7 protein-coding genes are annotated in these 18,652 nt (G+C 66.5%); 2 read left to right on the top strand and 5 right to left on the bottom strand.

Annotated features, from left to right (window positions below):
• The first annotated feature begins 170 nt into the window (after positions 1–170).
• Together ACIQZN_RS19690 and ACIQZN_RS19685 are read left to right on the top strand one after the other, a co-directional pair.
• Entirely contained in the window at positions 171–572 is a 402-nt protein-coding gene (locus ACIQZN_RS19690) for a hypothetical protein (protein ID WP_403995184.1), read from the top strand.
• A gap of 2 nt (positions 573–574) precedes the next feature.
• Positions 575–3,034, top strand: a complete 2,460-nt coding sequence (locus ACIQZN_RS19685; RefSeq protein WP_403995182.1) for a tetratricopeptide repeat protein — start codon at positions 575–577, stop codon at positions 3,032–3,034.
• Positions 3,035–3,298: 264 nt separating this feature from the next.
• Here ACIQZN_RS19685 and ACIQZN_RS19680 read toward each other — a convergent pair whose 3' ends face one another.
• The 5 genes from ACIQZN_RS19680 to ACIQZN_RS19660 are packed head-to-tail and all read right to left on the bottom strand — an operon-like array spanning position 3,299 to position 18,579.
• The gene (locus ACIQZN_RS19680) at positions 3,299–8,977 is read right to left on the bottom strand and encodes a hypothetical protein (protein ID WP_403995179.1); all 5,679 of its coding nucleotides are present in this window, start codon (positions 8,975–8,977) and stop codon (positions 3,299–3,301) included.
• Positions 8,977–10,623, bottom strand: coding sequence for a methylation-associated defense system protein MAD7 (locus ACIQZN_RS19675; protein ID WP_366533110.1), 1,647 nt, complete (start codon positions 10,621–10,623; stop codon positions 8,977–8,979). The genes ACIQZN_RS19680 and ACIQZN_RS19675 overlap by 1 nt, the downstream gene beginning before the upstream one ends.
• Complete coding sequence (locus ACIQZN_RS19670; RefSeq protein ID WP_403995176.1) at positions 10,614–15,002, bottom strand: protein kinase; 4,389 nt, start codon at positions 15,000–15,002, stop codon at positions 10,614–10,616. Before ACIQZN_RS19670 ends, ACIQZN_RS19675 begins: the two co-directional genes overlap by 10 nt.
• Positions 15,002–16,426 (bottom strand): restriction endonuclease subunit S, encoded by a 1,425-nt coding sequence (locus tag ACIQZN_RS19665; protein WP_403995173.1) that lies wholly within the window; start codon positions 16,424–16,426, stop codon positions 15,002–15,004. Before ACIQZN_RS19665 ends, ACIQZN_RS19670 begins: the two co-directional genes overlap by 1 nt.
• Positions 16,423–18,579, bottom strand: coding sequence for a restriction endonuclease subunit M (locus tag ACIQZN_RS19660; protein ID WP_403995170.1), 2,157 nt, complete (start codon positions 18,577–18,579; stop codon positions 16,423–16,425). The genes ACIQZN_RS19665 and ACIQZN_RS19660 overlap by 4 nt, the downstream gene beginning before the upstream one ends.
• Positions 18,580–18,652 lie beyond the last annotated feature (73 nt).

Here is an 18,652-nt window from a genome sequence, read left to right as displayed (position 1 = left end):
TCGTGACTGGGGCACCAGCCCAGCGCTGCACCCCGCGGGTGCGCCAGAGCGCCGGCCGCCCATCCACAAGAGCTGCCCCGCACCGTCTGGAATCAACGGCCCTGCACCTCAAGGCTGTTCGATACAGTGGACATCTCTTACGCACTCGATCAACCTCTGGGGAGGAATGCGTGGATCCATCGCTTGTCGATGCGGTGATGCCCAGCGTGACGGCAGCCGTCGCCGCCTACGGAGCGAACGTCTTGGTGCATGCCGAGGACGCGGCGGCCATGGAGACCGTGCGCCTGGGACAACGGTTGCTGGCACGGTTGCGACGGAATGAGGACGTGCAGCCCCGTATCGATGTTGCCGTTCAGGATCTGACCAGTGCCCTCGACGACGAGGACTTCCTCGGCGCATTGCGCGCCCAGATAAAGAAGGCCCTTGCAGGAGACGCCGACTTGGCCTCCGACCTCAAGAAGCTTCTGACTGACTCGCCTGTGACGGCTCAGGCGACGGGAACACGTTCCGTCGCCGTCACGCACAACGACGGAGTCATCTCCACAGGCGACAACGCGACCATCCAGAGGTAGGCGTGGATCAGGGCTTCGAACGATCCGTCCTTGTCGGGAACAACACCGGGATCGTTTCCACCGGTGACAATGCCTCGATCACCCAGATCACTCTTGCGCCGGGCGCACCGAAGCCGACAGCGGCGGTGCCTGCGCCCCCCGATGTGTTCGGGTTCCACAGCGGCAAGAGCCCGGTTTTCTCTGGCCGGATCGGCGAGCAGAAACATTTGAAGGGCATCCTCGGCGGGCCCCCCGGTTCGGTCGCTGTAATCACTGGATGCGGCGGCGTGGGCAAAACGTCGTTGGCCGCTCAGACAGCCTCCGAGTACCGGGGCAAGTACAACCCTGTTTGGGAAATATCGGCCGGAGACGCGACCCAGATCGAGTACGGCCTGTCCCGGCTGGCCTGTCGCATTGACCCTGGGCTGGTCGATCAGCCGAGCGAAGTTGCTGCGGAGTGGGCGCGAGCCTGGCTTCAGACTCATGACGACTGGTTGCTCGTTCTGGACAATGCCTCATCCCCCAGGGACGTACGCGCTCTACTCAGCCAGCTGCCTCGGGGACGATTCATCGTCACCAGCCAACAGGCCACGGGCTGGCACCACATCGGCCCGGTGATGCCACTCGACGTTCTGGACCCTGACGCTGCGCTGGGCCTACTGGTCACAATCGCCGGACGGTCAGCCCTGAACAGTGAGGACCTGAGCGACGCTGCCCTCGTGTGTGAAGAGCTGGGCTATCTACCGCTCGCGATCGAATTAGCGGCAGCCAATATCGCGCAGACCCGAACCAGACCACGCCACTATCTTGAGAACCTGAGTGCCGCCCCGCTCGACGTACTCATCGACCATTCGGCTTCCGAGGACTCAGCGCACACAGTTGCCAGGGTCCTTCAGGCAAACCTTAAGAGACTCAGCGGCCATCCACTTGCGGAAGAGCTGCTGCGCGTAATGGCATGGTTTGCGCCTGACGGAATCCCCCGTTCGCTATTTTTCCGGATGGAGTCTCCACAAGCGGTGCGCACAGCGGTCGGACTTCTCGCGAAATACAGCGTGATCCGTTGGACCGAAGGTGCCGACGAGCCGACATTGAATGTCCACCGCCTCGTGCAAAAGCTAGTCATTGCTTGGAGTCGAACCTCCCCTGATGGGACGTTCGAGTCATCGTTTACCGCTACAGATATTCTGTGTCAGGCACTGGGCGATGAGGATCCCGAGGAGGGTTTCAAAACACGGTGGCGTCGCAGTCTGATGCCGCACGTCGACTCGCTGACCTCGAAAATTGAAGCGAGCGACGAAACCCTTGGAGCAGCCGCACTCTATCGGATTTCCGCATATTTTCTATTGCGCCAAGGCCAGTTGGGACAGGCAAACTACTATGCACAGAGGGCACATCAGGTAATAGTCCGGATCGGAGCGGGACCTTCAGGCTCACCAGACATCCAAAACTTGCTTGGACAGATACAATTTGCCGCAGAGAACGCGTCGGGGGCTACGGAGCACTTCAAATGGGCGCTGGATGAAGCGACTCCGAGATTTAGCGAAGACAGCCGAAGCGTTTTGACCTATCGGGTGAACTATGCGCGGGCCATCCTCGCAGGGGGCGACCACTCTGCTGCGATCTCCATGCTCGACGACGCGGTGTCCGACTGCGTAAACATCCTTGGCGGGGAGGACCCGCTGACCTTCACCGCGCGAGCCTGCCTTGGTCTTGCGTATGAGACCAGCGGAGATATAGCCACAGCGATGTCACTGTACAGCCAGGTCCTGTTCGATCGGTTGCATACGCTCGGTTTGAATCACGAAGCAACTGCCGCTTCATCAGCCCTACTCGGCGGCGTCCATCTCGCCAACGGGGATCCATCTGGCGCCATCCCCTATCTAGAACTAGCCCTTGGCGTGAGGGTTCGGATACTGGGGAGGGATCACCTGGACACAGTGACGTCGCGGAACAACCTCGCAATTGCTCTCTGCGAGGTTGATGAACCACACCGCGCTATTCCACTCTTGGAGCAGGTGATCGATGATGCGCCAGGCATCTTCGCCCCCGATAGCGCCGAGTTGACGAGCACGCAAGAAAGACTCGCCAGCCTGTATATTTCAACAGGGCAGCCGGATCGCGCCATCTCAATTTACAACCAGCTGTTGGAAAATCGTATCCAGATTATTGGAGTCGACCATCCCACGACCCTCGCAACCCAGAACATGTTGGGATTCACGTACAGCGCAGTTGGTGATCTTCCCCGTGCCATTATCTTCTACGAACAGGCACTGATCGGCCGTACCCGAGTCCTTGGACCGGAGCATCAAGACACGTTCAACTCGCGGAATAATCTCGCCTACGCATACAAGCTTGCCGGAGACCTCGCTCGGGCGATTCCGCTCTACGAGGAGACGCTTGAATTTGCCGCCAGCAGACTGGGGCCTAACGATCCAGCCGTCGTCAACATGCGCGACGATATTCGCTCCCTGCGAGCTCAGTGACGAGTGGCGTTGTCAAGTTATCCGCGAGCGGGCTGACTGATGGCACGTCAGGAATGGCGGCCGGTGGTGGTGGTGTGTTCAGACCGCGGTGGCTACGCCGGCGATCTGGTTCCAGAGGGTAAAGCGGTGCTGCATCTCGGTGCGGTAGTCGGGTGCGGTGATCAGATGGCGTCGTGAAATCTGACTGGGGCCTTGCCCCAAGGCCGAAGCCGAGGTCCCCCCGCCACTCGTTCGAAGTCCGACTCTGGGCGACGTGCCGCCAGCTCACTGTCCACCCGTCGCCGTCTTCGTCCCTCCGCCATGCTGGGTCACCCGAGGACGGCATCGCATTCGGACGGCTCCGTGAGTGAACACCGGGTCAGTGGACTTACTCGCCCACACGTACGCCTCACCGGGCTGAAGCTGCGCCATCTGCTCAGCGCGCAGACTAGCGAAGGCGGTGTTTGCCTTCTGGAGGTGCTTCAACCAGGCCGGCGAGGTGAACTTGTGCAGGATGACGTGGTCGGAGAGTTCGATCAGAGAGATCGGTACCGAGGGCGGGTCCTGGCTGGCGACCAGGATGCTCACTCCCTTGTGGCGCATCTCGCGGACGGTCTCGACTAGGCCGGCGACGAGGTCCGGGCTGTCGATGTACTTGTGCGCTTCGTCGAAGACGACCAGCTTGTTGAAGTGTTCGTCCCCGCTGCGGCCCTCGGCGAACAGCTGCATCAGGACGACGAAGAGGCCGAGTGCTTCGTCCTTCTCAATGTACTCGTCGCGGAGGTCAACGACGATCAGCCGGCCTGGTCGGATGAGGCTGGCGAGCCGGGCATTGTCGTCGATGTAGTCCTCGGCGAGGTTGAGCCGCTCCTGGGCCAGTTGCTTGACGTGGTCAGGCATACCGGAATCGGCCACGCCCTGCCGGATGACGCCGAGGTTCAGGTTGTTGCGGTTCGACCTCATGATGCGGGTCAGCTGCCGGATGTACGTTGACTGGTTGCCGACCGCTCCCATGAGGAAGCGCCAGTGGGACGACTGGAGTTCAGCGGAGGAGAAGGCGAGCGGCTGGACGTCGATGCCGGGGAAATTCCGTCGGTGGTCGGCGACCTGGGCGGCGGGGGCGAGCAGCAGCACGTCCGACAGCGCTTGGGGGTCGGCTCCGTAGCGCTCCTTCAGCACCTGGAGCTGCGCCTTGTCATCATTTGGGCACGCCATGGAAGTGAACTCCGGGGCGTAGTTCATGTCGCGGCTGTAGTGGAACACCACGGTCGCGAGAGGGCGGGGAAGTTCGTTGACCGGCGGGGCGGACAGCGAGGCCATCTCGATGATGCTGCCCAGGGTGTAGCTCTTGCCGCCTCCTTGTACGCCGAAGAGGCTGATGGTGTGGGTTTCGTCGAGATCGACCGCGACTTTCCGGCCGGCTACTTCGCCGAGTACACCGTGTTGCGGGGAGGGGCGGGTGACGCCGAGGAAGATCTCGGGGAGGCCCCCTGGTGAAGCCGATCCCGGTGTGACAGAGGTGGGCTGGGCATCGATGGTCGGCGACTCGTGGAAGCCCTGACTTTCAGGGGCAGAGCCCGTCCGCAGCGGTGTTCCGGTACCGCCCGGAGGACGAGCAGCGGATGAGGCTCCTCCCGGAGAGGGAGGTACCGGAACCGCCTCCGCCGCGTCGGAAGCAGGCACGGGCAACGTCGCCACGGACTGGGCCGGACCTGTCTCGCGGCCCGCATGCTCAAGCGCGTTAAGTGGCCTGGTCTCGTTGCCGTTCGCGACCTCGTCCTTATCGGGGATGGTCACTGCCGTGCCCCCACCGGCCTGCCCGCGGTCTTCCTCCTGGGCATCTTTGGCATCCCGCTCATCCTGTACGTCAGGTGCCCGGAACTCTGCGTCGGAGAGCCGTGGCACAGCCAACTGCGACATCGCCAAGGTGGGAGCGGTGGCCGCTCCGTCCTCCTCCGCAACGGCTAGGCCCGTGGGCGCGGGTACACCCGGTCGAACAGTGGGAATCGCGTTGATCAACTCGGTGATCAGATCGCTGCCGATGCGGTGGAACTCCACCTCGTCGTCGAGTTCGCGGTCTGTCCCCTCGCGGGCGAGGTCGAAGATCAGGCCGCTGCGGGTGAAGTGGAGGGTGTAGCCATCGTCGAGGCTGTCGAGCAGGGCGTGGGCCGCCGTCCTGGGGGCGTGCCCCATGGTCCCGTGGCGTGCCGCCCGCTCCAGGTAGAAGCGGAGCATAGAGCCGAGAGCCAGGTTCTTGACCGGTCGGTCCACCCGGTCTGGGGCGATGTGGGCCGGATCGAAGGAGTCGGTGAGGACGGTCTGGCTCCGTCCGAGCTGCTGGATGACCTTGGTCTTGAGGCGCTGGTAGGCGCCGATGTCATCGAGCGCGGTGTAGCACTTGACCTCGACGAGGCGGCAGGTGATGGTCCGGGTCCGCGCGTCGAGATGGAACAGGGCGAGGTCGCTGCGCTGGAAGGAGAGGGCGTCGCCGAGTTCCCGGGCCTGACGGCGGACTTCGGCGTACAGCTCGGGGTGGGCGTCCAGGGGGACGACGATCTGGTTGCGCAGTGCGTCCTGGTAGTCCAGGTAGAGGCGGGCCAAGGCCAGGCCGAGCACTTCAGTGCGCTGGGTGGGGGCGGTTGAGGCCAGCTTGAAGGCGAGGTTGCCGGAGAGCAGGCGCAGTTGCTCGAAGAAGGTGTTGAGGTGGCGCTGTTCGACGTCGAGCCCGTGCTGCTGGGCGGTCGGTCCGAGCAGGGTGCGCAGTTCGTCGACCGAGTTCGAGCTGACCATGATCTGGTGGCCGAGGCCGCTGTCCAGCGAGGGCGCGTAGTCGATGACGTACTCGGGTCGGTCGTGTTGTCCGGCGTGGTCGAAGTACTCCAGGCCCAGGGTCCTGTCGATGGTGACGACCCAGTCGCTGACCTGGTGGGCCTGGTAGAGCAGGGCCCGGTCGGTGTTGTCGAGGGAAAGAACGGTGCACGGCACATGGCGGGGCGCCTGTCCCGCGGTGGCGACGTTGGCCGCGGCGCCGGCGAGGAGTCCGGGCAGCCGGCTCAGGAGCGTGGCAATGTCCTCCGCGTCCTCGGCGGGCAGGGCGGTGCCGTGGCGTGGCATGGTCCGCCACACGATCTGCTGCTCGTTTTCCTCGTACGTGGAGGACGTCGGCTGTACCAGGCCGTGGACCGGGGCGTGCGCAATGTCGTGGCGTATGACGGAACCGTGCTGTTCCCCGCCGAAGGCGTCGATGAGCACGGTCAGATGGGCGTCGAACTCGGCTCCGGGTTCGCTGAACTCCTCCACTGAGCGGACGGAGTAGACGAGTTTCGCGCTCCGGGTGCCTTCCGCGGCGTGCAGGAACGCCTCCGCCGCGGCGGAGGTGAACTGACTCTGCGTGCTGATCAGTTCACCCAGCGCCGCACCAGACTCGGGGGCTTCCGGGTCGGACACGCACAGGCGAATGTCGTAGGTGAGGTCCCGGGTGGAGGTACGGCGCTGCAGTTCGAGGAGGGCGTCGGCGACGATCTCCGCGCGGCCTGCGTTGACGACGTTCATGACCAGGGTGCGGACGTACGGGTGGAGGCGTAGGTACCGCTCGATCCGGTCGGCGATCGCCGTACCGGACAACGCGCCTGCAGCGCGAGGGCCGGCGGCCGGGAGGTGCAGCGCTGTGGTGAGCCGGCCCAGCAGGCCACGAGGGTCGGCGGTCTCGCTGGGCAGGTAGGCGGCCCAGTACGGGGTGAGGTTGTCCGCAGCTGTCATGAGTCGGCCGTCCTGGCGCGGGACGGCGAACGGGAAGCCCAAGGGCGAGAGGGCTTGGAGGAAGGAGTCGCGGGCGGCGATGACCCGTCGCTTGTCCTCGCCGACGAGGCGCGCGGCCCAGTCCCGGCCTAGGGCCGACCAGGTCGCCAGCCAGAGTGCGCGGAGGGGGTGCGTCGGGGAGATGAGCAGGACGGTGTCGCGCCCGCCGAGACCGTCGGTGAGGGTGACGGCCGCGCAGTCGGTCTGCTGGATGCGGGCCAGCCCCACCAGCGCGGCGCCCCGGGCACCCTCACCGGCCCGCTCCGCCTGAAGCGACTGGGCTTCCACCAGTTCCGCGTACGCCTCGGTGTAGGCGACCAATTCGTCGCGGATCACCTCGAAGTCGACAGCTTCGCTGACCAGGAGCTGATCGGGATCGACCACGTCTCCCGCCTGGCCGCACAGGGCGGCGAAATAGTCGTAACGCGTAGCGAGGTAGCGGTCGTAGGCCTCGGCAGCCCGCCCGGTCAGGGCGAGGGACAAGTCCTCCTCGTTCCCCCCGGGGGTCTCGCTGGTGCCGTCGGGGCGCAGTACGAGCCGACGCAGGGAGGTGTCCTGGGGGCGGGCGAGTAGATCCTGCTGGAGTTGTACGAGCTGCGGGGAGAGCCGGATCTCTGCGCTTCCCGCCGTGTGGATGCGGGCGTTGAGGACGCGCAGGGGGCTGCGCGCTGAAGCGGTCTTCCAGCGGACGTCCGTCAGGTTCACACGGGCCGGATCGTCCGTGGCAGCCAGCGCGTCGAACTGCAGTGAGCGCAGCGCCTGGATGATGCCGTCGTAGCGCCCGGCGCTGCGCTCCGGCGGCTCCTCGGCCTCTCCCTCGGGGACGACGTAGAAGCGTTCGCTCTCGCCGCCGGGCAGGCCGTGCGCACCAGGGGCGATATCGAGAGCGTCACCGGCGGCGTCGAGCGGGGTGATTCTGAGGTAGTGCCACCCTTCCTCCCAGTCGATCTTGTTCAGCCGGCGCAGCGGTGCCTTGTAATCGGGCTTGGCCCGGGTCCCCTTGGTGACGTGGGCAATCCGGCCGATCGGCCCGCCGCTCTCCGAGACGATCTCCACGCGGAAGCGGTCGAGACCCTCCACTTTGAGCGGGGACGGTTCGATGGTGAACCGGGGTGCCAGATCGCGGACGCCCTTGTCCCCGGCGAGCAGGTAGGGCTGCCCCACAATGGCTTCGAGTGCTGGGTGGGCCTGTAGCTCCTCGGCGTTGTCGCCGGCGGCGGGCAGACCGAGTTCGCGTACCTCGATGGAGACGGTGGCGCGACGCCGTTCATCGACGCGCCAGTTACCGAAGGAGAGCGACCAGTTCTCCCGGTCGACGACGATACGGCGGGTCCATGTCGCCGGGTCCTCCAGGCCGCATCGGGTGGCGAATCCCGCTAGCCTGCCGGCGAAGTCCGCGTCGGTCAGACCCAGATCGAGGACGCGCTGGCGCTCCGAGCGGCTGGAGGTGGCAAGTTTGCCGACCAGCTTGCGGTTCCGCTCGGCCCGATCCTTGACGAGCGACGGGTCGGTGTACAGCTCGAAGTCGGGTACCAGGCCGAAGTGGTAGACAGCAGCCCCCGCGGCCTGGGTGCGGTAGTCGTTGGTCCGGAGCGTCAGCAGGTACAGGGCGATGGCACGGTCGCCCGTCCGGTGTCCGGGCTGGTCACGGAGTACGGCGAGCAGCTCGTCGACGCCGGGCCGCAGCCGCTCCGGTACCTGATCGAGAAGGTGGTCGGCCAGCTGCGCGTACGCGTCGCTGAGGGGTACTTCCTCGAAGGTCGCGATACCGAAGGAGTCCTCGGCACTGACCCGCGTGCCCGGGGGAACGAAGACGAGGAGTGGTCCGGGCAGGCTGTTCCCGTTCCCGTCGTCACCTTCGGTGCGGTTGCGGAGCTCGACCAGTTTGGTGCTGGTGACGACGGTGTCGTGGTGCGGCTGTCCGGGAGTGAGGTCGTCGGCGGTGCCCAGGACACAGACAGTGGCGGCCGGCCCGAGTGCCCCCCGGAGCCTACGGACCAGCGCGGCCGCCAGTTCGGGCTCCACCTCGGTGACCCGCATGCAGTGCCCGGCGCCCCGCTCGCCAACCAGCTTGGCTAGGCGCGGCACGAGGACGCCTTCGAGGGCTTCGCGGAGGTCCTTCGCGGTGGGCTCCGCCAGGCCGTTGCTGGTGCTGGCGCTGCTCATCAGGCCGTCGCCCCCGTTGTCGCGGCCCCGATGATGTACCGGGGAGTGATGGTCTGCGTCAGATAGGCATCCGACATGTCCTGGTAGTAGCCGATCTCGCGCAACCGATTGAGGAAGGCCGCCGCGTTGGCCCGCAGTGCTGCCTGGTCGTCCAGGTGGGCGCCGGAGAAACCGTCGCCGTCCGGCAGCTGGTCGATGTGGAGTCCGTACCGTTCGCGCAGCAGAGTGAGGAACTCGTCCACGCGCATGGGGGCGGTACGCAGATTGCCGCTGTCGTCGTCGCCCTCCCTCAGGAGCGACACCTGAAGGAGCACTTCGAGCAGGCGCGCGTCCAGGACAAATCGCCGGACGGCGCTGTCGCGTCTGCCGCGCGGTTGGGCGAGCAGGGCACCGGGCCGGTGCTTGAGCAACATCGAGTCGAGGCAGTCGATGAAGTAGCTGCGGTGGTAGCTGCCCTTGTAGTGCATCAGCATCTCGATGTACTCGTCGAAGGCGTTGAGCCCGAGCTGGGTGATCTGCTTCAGCTCCGGGGGAAGGTCCTTCTCCTCGTCCCGTACGCGGGTGGCGCGCTGCAGGAAGAACGCCTCGCGTTCCTTGGGATGGGTGGAGAGCCGCCTTAGGACTTCGACCGGAGTGAAGTAGCTCCGGCCGACGGGCGAGGCCAGTTTCTGGCTCTTGACGAGGTCCTCGGAGAACTCGTCGAGCTTCTTGATCTGATAGGTCGCCTGGATGAACCGCGTGATCCGCCCGTACCAAATGCCGGCGCTGCGCTCGGCGAGCGCAGCCGCCGGGGTGCCGGGCACGCCCTCGACGTCGACGAAGAGCCGGACGCTGTGCGGGCAGCGGTCCGCCGTCGGCGTGTCCTGGTGCCCCGTCCGGCAAGTGGCGGGCGCCGATCCGGCCTCGATCACGGCGGGCAGCAGCTTGATCATCCGCAGGTGGTAGAGGGCCAGGTGAAAAGCGAAGAGGATCTTCAGGTAGTCAACGAGGACGGTCCGGGGCATGTGTTCCTGGTGGTAAAGCAGCCGCAGAACGTCCCGGCACAGCTGGCGGGCCGGTTCGGCGCACAGGGCGGGGTAGGGGGTGCGGGGGCGGGTGGTGTCGGGCCGGTCCCGCATCTGTCCGCCCGCCTGTCCCACCAGGTGGAGCAGCGCCTGGGTCTCCACGTCGGTGTCCGCCCCCGGGGTGATCTCCGCGGTGGCGCGGTCGACGTCGGAAAAGAAGAACTCGCGGAGCTGGTCCAGGGCTCCCTCCTCGGTGGCGAGCATCTCATACAGCTGCTCGTCGGCCCCGTACGGGCGGGACTTGCGCTTGTTGCGGAACCGGTGGGTGAGACCGTGCAGCGGCCTGGGGCCGGCCACCGCCTCGGTGGCCTTGCCCCGGTTGACCATGTCGAGGAGATGGGTGGAGGCCCACCGGGTGGTGGTCTCCCGGTCGAAACCGTCGAAGACTTCCGGGTGGTCCAGGAACAGCTTGACAAAGACGTCGACCTTGAGCTCGTTGGAGCGGTTGATCTTGCTGGGCATGCCCTGGTGCCACAGGCGCGCAAGCAGCCCGGTCAGGACACGGTCCATGTCCAGCGTCTTGTAGTCGAGCCGGCTGATGCCGGGGTGGTGGAACGTCCCCAGGGAACCGCTCAGCGCCATGTCGTCTCCTCCGCCCTCGCGACGTCCCCTTCAATGCCGGCCGCGGTGCCCGCGACAGCCGGACCGTCACCGTCCGCACCACTGTGGTCGTCGCCGGACCGTGCTGTCAGTTCTTCCATGTGCAGGACGGAGTCCTCGGTGCGGTGGATCCGCCGCAGGTCGTGTCCGTGTGTGGTGAGCAGGATCTCCTGGTACGGCACGGCCGCCAGCCGGTTCTTGAACACGGCGAGGGCGAGCTGCTGCCCTTGCAAGTCGGTCACGGACGGCCGGTAGCCGCGCTCGAACCGCTGGAAAAGCTCGAACAGGTCGAGCCGAATGTCGAGTTCGGCCGTGCCGCCCTGGCTGCCGGCCGGATCCCGGTAGCTCAGCCGCAGCGAGGTGCGCCCCGACTCGATGTACGGGGAGGCCGCCGCGTTACCTGGTTCGAGCCGGAACCCTTCTGCGGGGAAGCGGCGGAAGGTACGGATGGTGCCGCCAGGTACGTCGCGCACCTTCAGCGCGAGAGCGTCGCCGATCCGCTCCGGGGCCACGAGTCCCTCACCACGGTTGAGCGCCCGCAGGATCCGGTCCCGCTCCTTGGTGCCCGTCTGCGTTGCGCGGGACAACAGCGCCATGAAGTGCAGCACCGATGGATACGGCAGCATCCGCTCCGCACGGTCCTCGTCGTGGAGTTCGAAGTAGAGCAAGCGGCGGGCAGCGTCCACGTAATGACGGTGGGCAGCGGTCTGGGAGACGCGTTCGGCGACCGACCGGCCGAGCTGCTCGAACGCGCCGCGCAGCAGTACGCGATCGCGGTCGCCGCGCCCGTCGACCGCGATCAGCGCCCGGTCCTCCAGGAGCCCGGCGTAGTCCAGACGACGGTCGAGCTGCGGTTGCGGAACCGCCGCCACATCGGCCTCGCGCAGCAGGGTCAGCAGTCGGTCCCGCTCGCGCGGACTGCCGTCGGCGGCGGCCGGGGCGCCGAGGTGGGCGGAGAAGTAGAAGCTGTCCAGGATCTCCTGACCGGAACCGCCCGCGTACAGTTGGTGGATCTCGGCACAGTCGCGGCCCGAGGTAAGGGTGTAGGCGAGCGCGGAGCGCAGGTCGCGCAGGGTGATGTGGAGCCTGCCGCGCAGCTGGGTCACCTCGTAGAGGCGGCGCAGCCGCCGCGCGGTCTGGGGCCCCGCGGCGGGGTGCTGGAAAGTCTGGGCGTTGTGCCGGGCATAGCAGGTGGCAGCCAGGTCACAGCGCTCGCAGCCCTCCCAGAACCGATCGTGCGTCATCCGGTCGAGCATGCGCTCCAGGAGCGATTCGCCGTCCTGCGGCTCGCCGTCGGCGTCGAGGGGACGAGCCGCGACATCACGTGCGTTGAGGTTCACGACGGCGACGGCCTGCCCGGTGTCACGGCCCGCCAGGCCGAGGTTGGCCACCTTGGCGAGGTGCGGGAAGCGGTCGTGGTGGTGGCTGAGGAAGTCGACCAGACGCCCCTCGTTGATGGCGATCAACCGGGTCTCTCCCGCGACCTGCCATGCCGATGCGTCGGCCCCGGCGAAGGGTGCGAAGAACTCATCCAGTACGTCGTCGCCGCTGACCTCACCCTCGTCCTGGCTGCCATCGTGGTTGGTACGGAACCGGTGCCCAGCCAGGGTGAAGTCGCTGCCGTTGGCCCGGCGGGGCCCGAACTCGGCGCCGAGCTCGCCCGCCTGGCGTTCGAACCGCTCCAGGAAGGCCGTCTTGCCGTCGCCCGCGTTACCGGTCACCACGACCAGCGCATGCCGGCCTTCCCGCAGTGCGGGCACGAGCTCCCGGTCCAGGGCCGTCTCGACGTAGACGGACATCGTGTGCGGATCGAGGCCGCGGGTGCCGCGGTTGCTGCGGCGGCTCTGGCTGTACAGCGTCTGCAGGTGTGCCACGAACGGATTGGAGTTCGGCTCGGGCTCTTGCGGCTCCTGACCGACACTGGGGGCAGCCGGTGGCGTCGGCGGCGGCTGAGACCGCTCGGACGACCGTGACACGGCTGGTAGAAGCGGTGTAGGGGCGACGCGTGCGGATTCCAGCGCCTCCAACGCGCGCAGCAGTTCCTCGGCTGTGGAGAACCGCTCCGCCCGGTACGGAGAGACCGCGCGCAGCATGATCTCGGCGAAACCGGGCGCCAGATCACCGAAACCGCTGTACGCGGTGCGCGGGTCCACCGGCGACACACCGGGCGAGGGCCGTCCAACACCCTCCCACGGGTACTGCCCGCCGGTCAGCGCCTCGTACAGCGTGACGCCGAGGCCGAACAGGTCCCGGTCGGTGTAGCCAGAAGCGTCGGCGGGCACCTGGTCCAGGTCCGGCGGGCTGTAGCGGGGGCTGGTGTAGCTGTGCCCCTCGGAGGAATCGGAGGACTTCGAGATCCCGAAGTCGATCAGCTTGACGCCGTCGTCGGTCCACAGCAGGTTGCTCGGCTTGATGTCGCAGTGCCACACCCCGCGATCATGGATGTGGCGCAGCCCGCGCGCGGTGTCGATCGCGAGCCGCAGCACGTCCGCCGCGCCCATCCGGCCGCCGCGGATCACCTCGGCGACGTCCTTGCCGTCGACGAACTCGAAGACCAGGTACGGGTACTCGTCCGGTGGCATCAACCGGTCCGCGTCCACCATCGACACCACATTGGGGTGCGGGGCGTTCTGCAGCCGGTCCAGGACGCCCGCCTCGCGGCGCAGCCGCTCCAGGACGGAGTCCCGGTCCCGCAGGACCAGCTTCACCGCCCGGTCGACACTCCTGATCGTGTCGTACACCCGATAAGCCACACCGAACGAGCCGGGGCGGCCGAGACGATGACGCACCAGGTATTTCGTACCGAGCTGGTGGTCGGCCGGCAGGTCACGGAAGAACTCCGGGCCCCGCGGACCGTCCTGCACGGGCTGCCCGGCGGAGAGCGCAGGAGGAGCCGGGGGAACTGAGGCCGAGGAGCCGATACGCCGGGCGGGAGCCCTTCGCGCTCCCATCACCAGGTCGAGGCGGCGCAGTGCCTCCACGGCGGTCGGCCGGTCGTCCGGAGCCGTCGCGCACAACTTCTGCAGCCAGTGGGCCAGTTCGACACGGACCTCGGCGGCTTCGAGGACCTGCGCCGGGAGCCGCCCTGCCGCGTCGGCCTGCTCGGTGGCGGAGGTGAACGGCAGCTCGCCGGTAAGGAGCTGGAACCCGAGGACACCGACCGCGTAGATGTCCGCCTTCATGCCCATCGCCGCCGGTTCGGCATGGCACTCGGGCGCCAGATACGCACGGTCGGCGACCTGGTACGCCTCCCGCATCACCGTGTGGGCACGGCGCTGCGCGGTCTTCGCGTACTCGAAACCGGTCAGCGTCGCCCGGCCGTCCTGTGCGATAAGCACGGTGGACGGATTCAGCTCGCGGTGCGCGATCAGGCGGCTGTGCGCGTGGGCCAGGCCCATCAGCATGTGCCGGATCGTTCGCAGCTTCGCGTCGGCGGTCAGCGGGTCTGCGGCCCCGTTCAGGTGCAGGGCGAGGGCGTGCCCCGGAACGTCGTCGTAAACGGTGACGAAGGAGTCCTTGTCCTCGTCGGCGAAGAAGTCCCGCACCCCGACGATGTTCGGGTGCGAGGGCAACTTGCCGAGCGCCTCGTACGCGATGCCGATCCGCTTCTGCTGCTGGAGCCGCTCGGTCTCCGGCGCGTACGGATCGGCCCTGCGGACGGAGAGCCGGACCGTGCCCGACCCCTGTACCGCAAGGGCATTCTTCGCCCGGTATTCGCGGTGGACGTCATCGCCCTCCTCCGGGCCCGTCTCGCTCAGCCGCTCGACCACTTCCCAGCTGCCGAACCGCAGGGGGCCCGACGGCGGCCGGGACGAACCCTGCACCCCACGCACGATCAGCTCGTGGTGCGCGGAGACGTCCGTGTCGAAGCGGTTGGTCGAGGTGGGTACGCGGCTCACGTCCGCGAGCCGGCCGATCAGGTCCCGGAGAGTGACGGTGTCACGGGCGTCGTGCTGGCGGGGCGTCCGGTCAACGAGCAGGGCGTCGGGTGCGGGCAGGACGACCAGCGCATCGGTGTAGAGCCGGGACAACGGACGGTGAGCCGTCTCCAGGAGCGTCTTCAGTTGCTTAGCGTGCCCGCGGAGCTTCGGTAGCGGTGAGCGAAACGGCGCCCGGTGAGAGGGCTGCCAGCGGCCGCCGTCGACCTCGATGCGGCCTCGGGTGCCCTTGACGTCGATGACGTACACGGCGTGCCCGGTGACCACGACGAGGTCGACCTCGAACAGTTCGTTCCGGTTGTACGAAATCTCGACGGAGTGCAGGACCGTCCAGTCGTCGGGGGCGTGATCACGCAGGTGCGCAATCACCCTCCGCTCGGCATCGTTGACGGCCTCCCCAACAGCAACGATCCTGGCACTCATCAGTCGGCGGCCTCCTCGATGGCGGTGGTGAGCAGCGCGAGGGCCCGGTCCTCTAGGACATCGGCTTGGTCGCGGCATTTGTAGGCGTGGCGGACGGTGGCGGCGATGCGGGCGCGGGCGGCGGGGGATGCGAGAGGGACTGGCAATTCACGCAGGAACCTCGGGTGGTATTCCTGCTGCTTGCCCCCAACGCTGAACGACCGAAGGGCGCGGAATGCCGCCTCAGACCTGAAGAAGGCGAACAGGTAGGCGCCAGGTACGTCAGAGTCCCCGCTGACGACACGAACGTAGTCCTGACTGTACGCATGCTTGAGCCATGACCCAGTCACGAGAATGGAGCGGCTGTACACCTCGTTCTCGCCAAGGGTGCCGCGCGCGGCAACCAGAATCGTCTCGTCCTGGAGCCGAATGTCATCGGGAGCGTGCGCTTCGCTGATCCAGCGTCCTTCAGGGCGCAACCAGAACGACTGACGCTGGCCGACGAGGCGGATGCCATGCTCTGAATCACTGTCGATCCGCTTGAATCGGGCGCCCGTACGCAGGCTGCCGCCCTCGCAGATGGAGCCGAGCGATCGGCCACTCACGGAGCCCAACTTCTCGACCAGACGTTGCGCTCTTGGCGCGAAATTCAAAGCTCGCAGCGAGGCAGAGCCCACGCTTGGAACCTCGAACCCGAGGTCCCGCTCCTGCTGATGCCAGCGGACATCGATCAGCTCGGGCAGCCCCACGCTCGTGAAGAGGTCTTTCGTCGCGCTGACCGAGGACGATTGGAACTCGGCACGCAGCCGCGCGCACTCTTCCACCAGGTCGTGGATCTGACCCTCGAGCTTCGTTCCCAATCGCGGCACCGGCAGCCCCGCGATGTGGTGAGGCTCGATGTGCTTCACGGCCGAGCCATACACCGACCCTCGCACGAGCGACTCGCCGAACTTGCTGAGCAAGAAGGCGTACAGATAGCCGGATTTGATCTTCTCCGGGTCGGGTTCAACCTTGAGGGTGTCCTGCGATGACCAGCAGTCACCCATATCGTGCCGGACGTAGGCCCGCCGACCGGCATTGAATCCCGAGCACGAGATCAGCGTCATCCCGGGCTTGAGTTGGAGATAGGACAAAGTCGACGACTCCGCGTCCGACTTACGCAACCGGGGCAGCCCGGTCAAGTCAGCCGCCATCATGTCCTTCGTCCCGAGAAACGGCACGCTGTGCTCGGGGTCAGTGAGATAGACCCGCCGGAACATGGGCCCGTTGAAGATGCCCCCGTTATGCCCCACCGTCAGCCTTGCCAGCGGTTCCGTCTTCGGCAACTGCTCCAGCAGCTTCTTCGTCTTCATCGACCCCGCCACATACGGCGAGGCATCGAGCCGAAGCCCCTGGTCCGCGAACCAGTCGGACTTCACCGGGTTGGACAGCTCGGCGACCTTCACGCCCCGGCCTCCGTTCGCGCAGAACCAGCCGTACGCGGATCCACACCCGGCACCGGGTACTCGGCCCGGAACTTCCGGTATTTCTCCGCGATCACCGGCAAATCGTTGTCGATGACCTTCTTGCTGCGGGTCAGCGGCCGGGTCACCTCCTTGCCTCGGATACGGAGCCGCTCCATGACAACCTCCGTCTCCACCACGATCTCCCCGTTGGACTCACGCTTGTAGAGGTCGTTGCCACGCCGGTCGAAGCCGACCTTCTCGGCGACCGCCATGAAGACGGGGTACGCCTTCTCCGTCCCGAGGTCGTGGTTCTGGATCTCCTGCCGGGTCTTGCGCTTCAGGAAGAGGAGCGTGGTGAGGATGTTGACGTTCGCGTCAACGATGAACGTCTCCACCGGCAGCTCGACGCTCGCGAGGACCCAGCAGTTCCGCAGGATGTAGCGGCGGATCGCCTCATCCGTCGGTCCGGGGTTCGACAGGATGCCGTTCGGCAGGACGATGCCGATCCGTCCACCGGGCTTGACCCACTCGATGGCGCGCTGGATGAACAACTGTTCCGGCGCCATGCTCGACGGCATGCTGGTCGTGCTCGCCTCGACCTCGCCGGTTTCCTTGTTGCGCCCCCAGGACCTGGCGATCCCGTTGCGGAACGAGCCGAGCACCGACTCGTCACTGACCGGGATGTCCGCACCGAAGGGCGGGTTGGTCAGGAGTACGTCCACGGTGGGCTTGTCGAGCGGGATCTTCTTCTTCGCCGCCTCGACGCCTGGGAGGTGTCCCTGCGGGAAGGCGAGCGAGTCCATGTGGAAGACGTTCCCTGTGGTCTGCGCCAGGGTCATGATCGCCATGGTTGTCGCGCGCACCAGAAACGGGTCGAAATCGGACCCAAACAGGCGCTTCTCCGCATACTCCTTGAGCTTGTCGCCGTACCGCTCCCGCTCCTCCTTCTCATCCGGGAAGCCGAGCGTGCCGGCCTCCTTCTTCCAGGTTTGGTGCAGGTGCTTGAGGGTGGCCTGGAGGAAGCCGCCGGTGCCGCAGGTCGGGTCGAGGACGGTCTCGTCCTCCTTCGGGTCGAGCATCTCGACCATCAGGTTGACCGCGCCGCGCGGGGTGAAGTACTGGCCTCGGTCACCGCGCAGGTTGGTGCCGACGAGCTCCTGGTAGGCAATGCCCTTGGCGTCGACGTCCGTGCCGCTCAGGTCGTACGGAGCGAGCTCGCTGACGATGAAGGCGAGGGCCCGGTCGGAGAGGGAGATCTCGTCGGTGGGCTTGAAGACGCCCTTGTACTCGCCCTTGACGTCCTCGAAAAGCTCCTTGACGCGCTTACTGATGGCCGCGCGCCCGTTCTCGTCGAACATCTCATTCAGACCGGTGCGGAACCGGCCGTGCACGGAGCCGTGGCTGACCCTCTCGTCGTACATCTTGGCGAAGAGAAGGTAGAGGAACTGCCAGAAGGCGGCGTCCTTGGGCATGCCTTCGTTACCGTGGATGTAGTTGTGGCAGCGCCGGAAGGCGATCTTGAGCATCTCCGGGTCGGCCTGGCGCAGCCGCTGGTGCGAGGCGACAGTGCGGCTGCCGAGAGTGCCGTCGGCGATCTCCCAGTCGCTGCGGTCCTCAAAGTCGGCGCCGAAGTCGCCGACCACCTTCTTGAGGAAGAAGAAGTCGACACCGTCGGTCCACATACCGTCCGCGCATTGCGGGCGGTCCTCGTTGCCCATCAGCTCCTGAAGCTCCTCCAGATCCTTCCTGGCCTGGTCGGGCTCGCGGAGCTTGACGACGTACTTCCCGCGCTTGGGTTCCTGCTTGCAGATCACCACCCGCCGCAGGTTCGCCGTGGTGTGCGGGGCACCGGACTCGAAGATCGCAATGTCGGCCTTCTTGCTCCGCTTCCGCTTAGCGCCCTCCTCGCTGACCGTTACGGAGAAGTCGCGCTGCATATCGCCGGGGTCGATGCCGTGCTCGTGTACCAGGGCGCGGGCGATCCGCTGCCGGACCTTTTCCTTCTCCGTCTCCTTGATCGCTTCGCCGGAGATGTAGTCGACTACCTGGCCCTCCTTGAGGGCCGTGACCTTAGGCTCGGAGCCCTCCGCGACAGGCTCCGTGTCCTCCTCGGGCCGCTGCGGGATGTCCAGGTCCAAGGTCAGTTCCTTCATCGGCGTGCTGCTGCTTTCTTGTGCTCGGTGGTGCGGCTAGGGGCCTGCGCCCTGGGGCGGTCGGTGCGTGCGC

The sequence above is a fragment of the Streptomyces sp. NPDC097595 genome (assembly GCF_044761525.1).
In the GTDB taxonomy this organism is placed as follows: domain Bacteria; phylum Actinomycetota; class Actinomycetes; order Streptomycetales; family Streptomycetaceae; genus Streptomyces; species Streptomyces drozdowiczii_A.
This window is presented reverse-complemented; position numbering and strand designations above follow the sequence as displayed.

Coding starts and splice junctions, on each gene's coding strand:
- ACIQZN_RS19675 (WP_366533110.1), bottom strand. CDS start 10,623: ATGGCGCTGAGCGGTTCCCTGGGGACGTTCCACCACCCCGGCATCAGC.
- ACIQZN_RS19680 (WP_403995179.1), bottom strand. CDS start 8,977: ATGAGCAGCGCCAGCACCAGCAACGGCCTGGCGGAGCCCACCGCGAAG.
- ACIQZN_RS19660 (WP_403995170.1), bottom strand. CDS start 18,579: ATGAAGGAACTGACCTTGGACCTGGACATCCCGCAGCGGCCCGAGGAG.
- ACIQZN_RS19670 (WP_403995176.1), bottom strand. CDS start 15,002: ATGAGTGCCAGGATCGTTGCTGTTGGGGAGGCCGTCAACGATGCCGAG.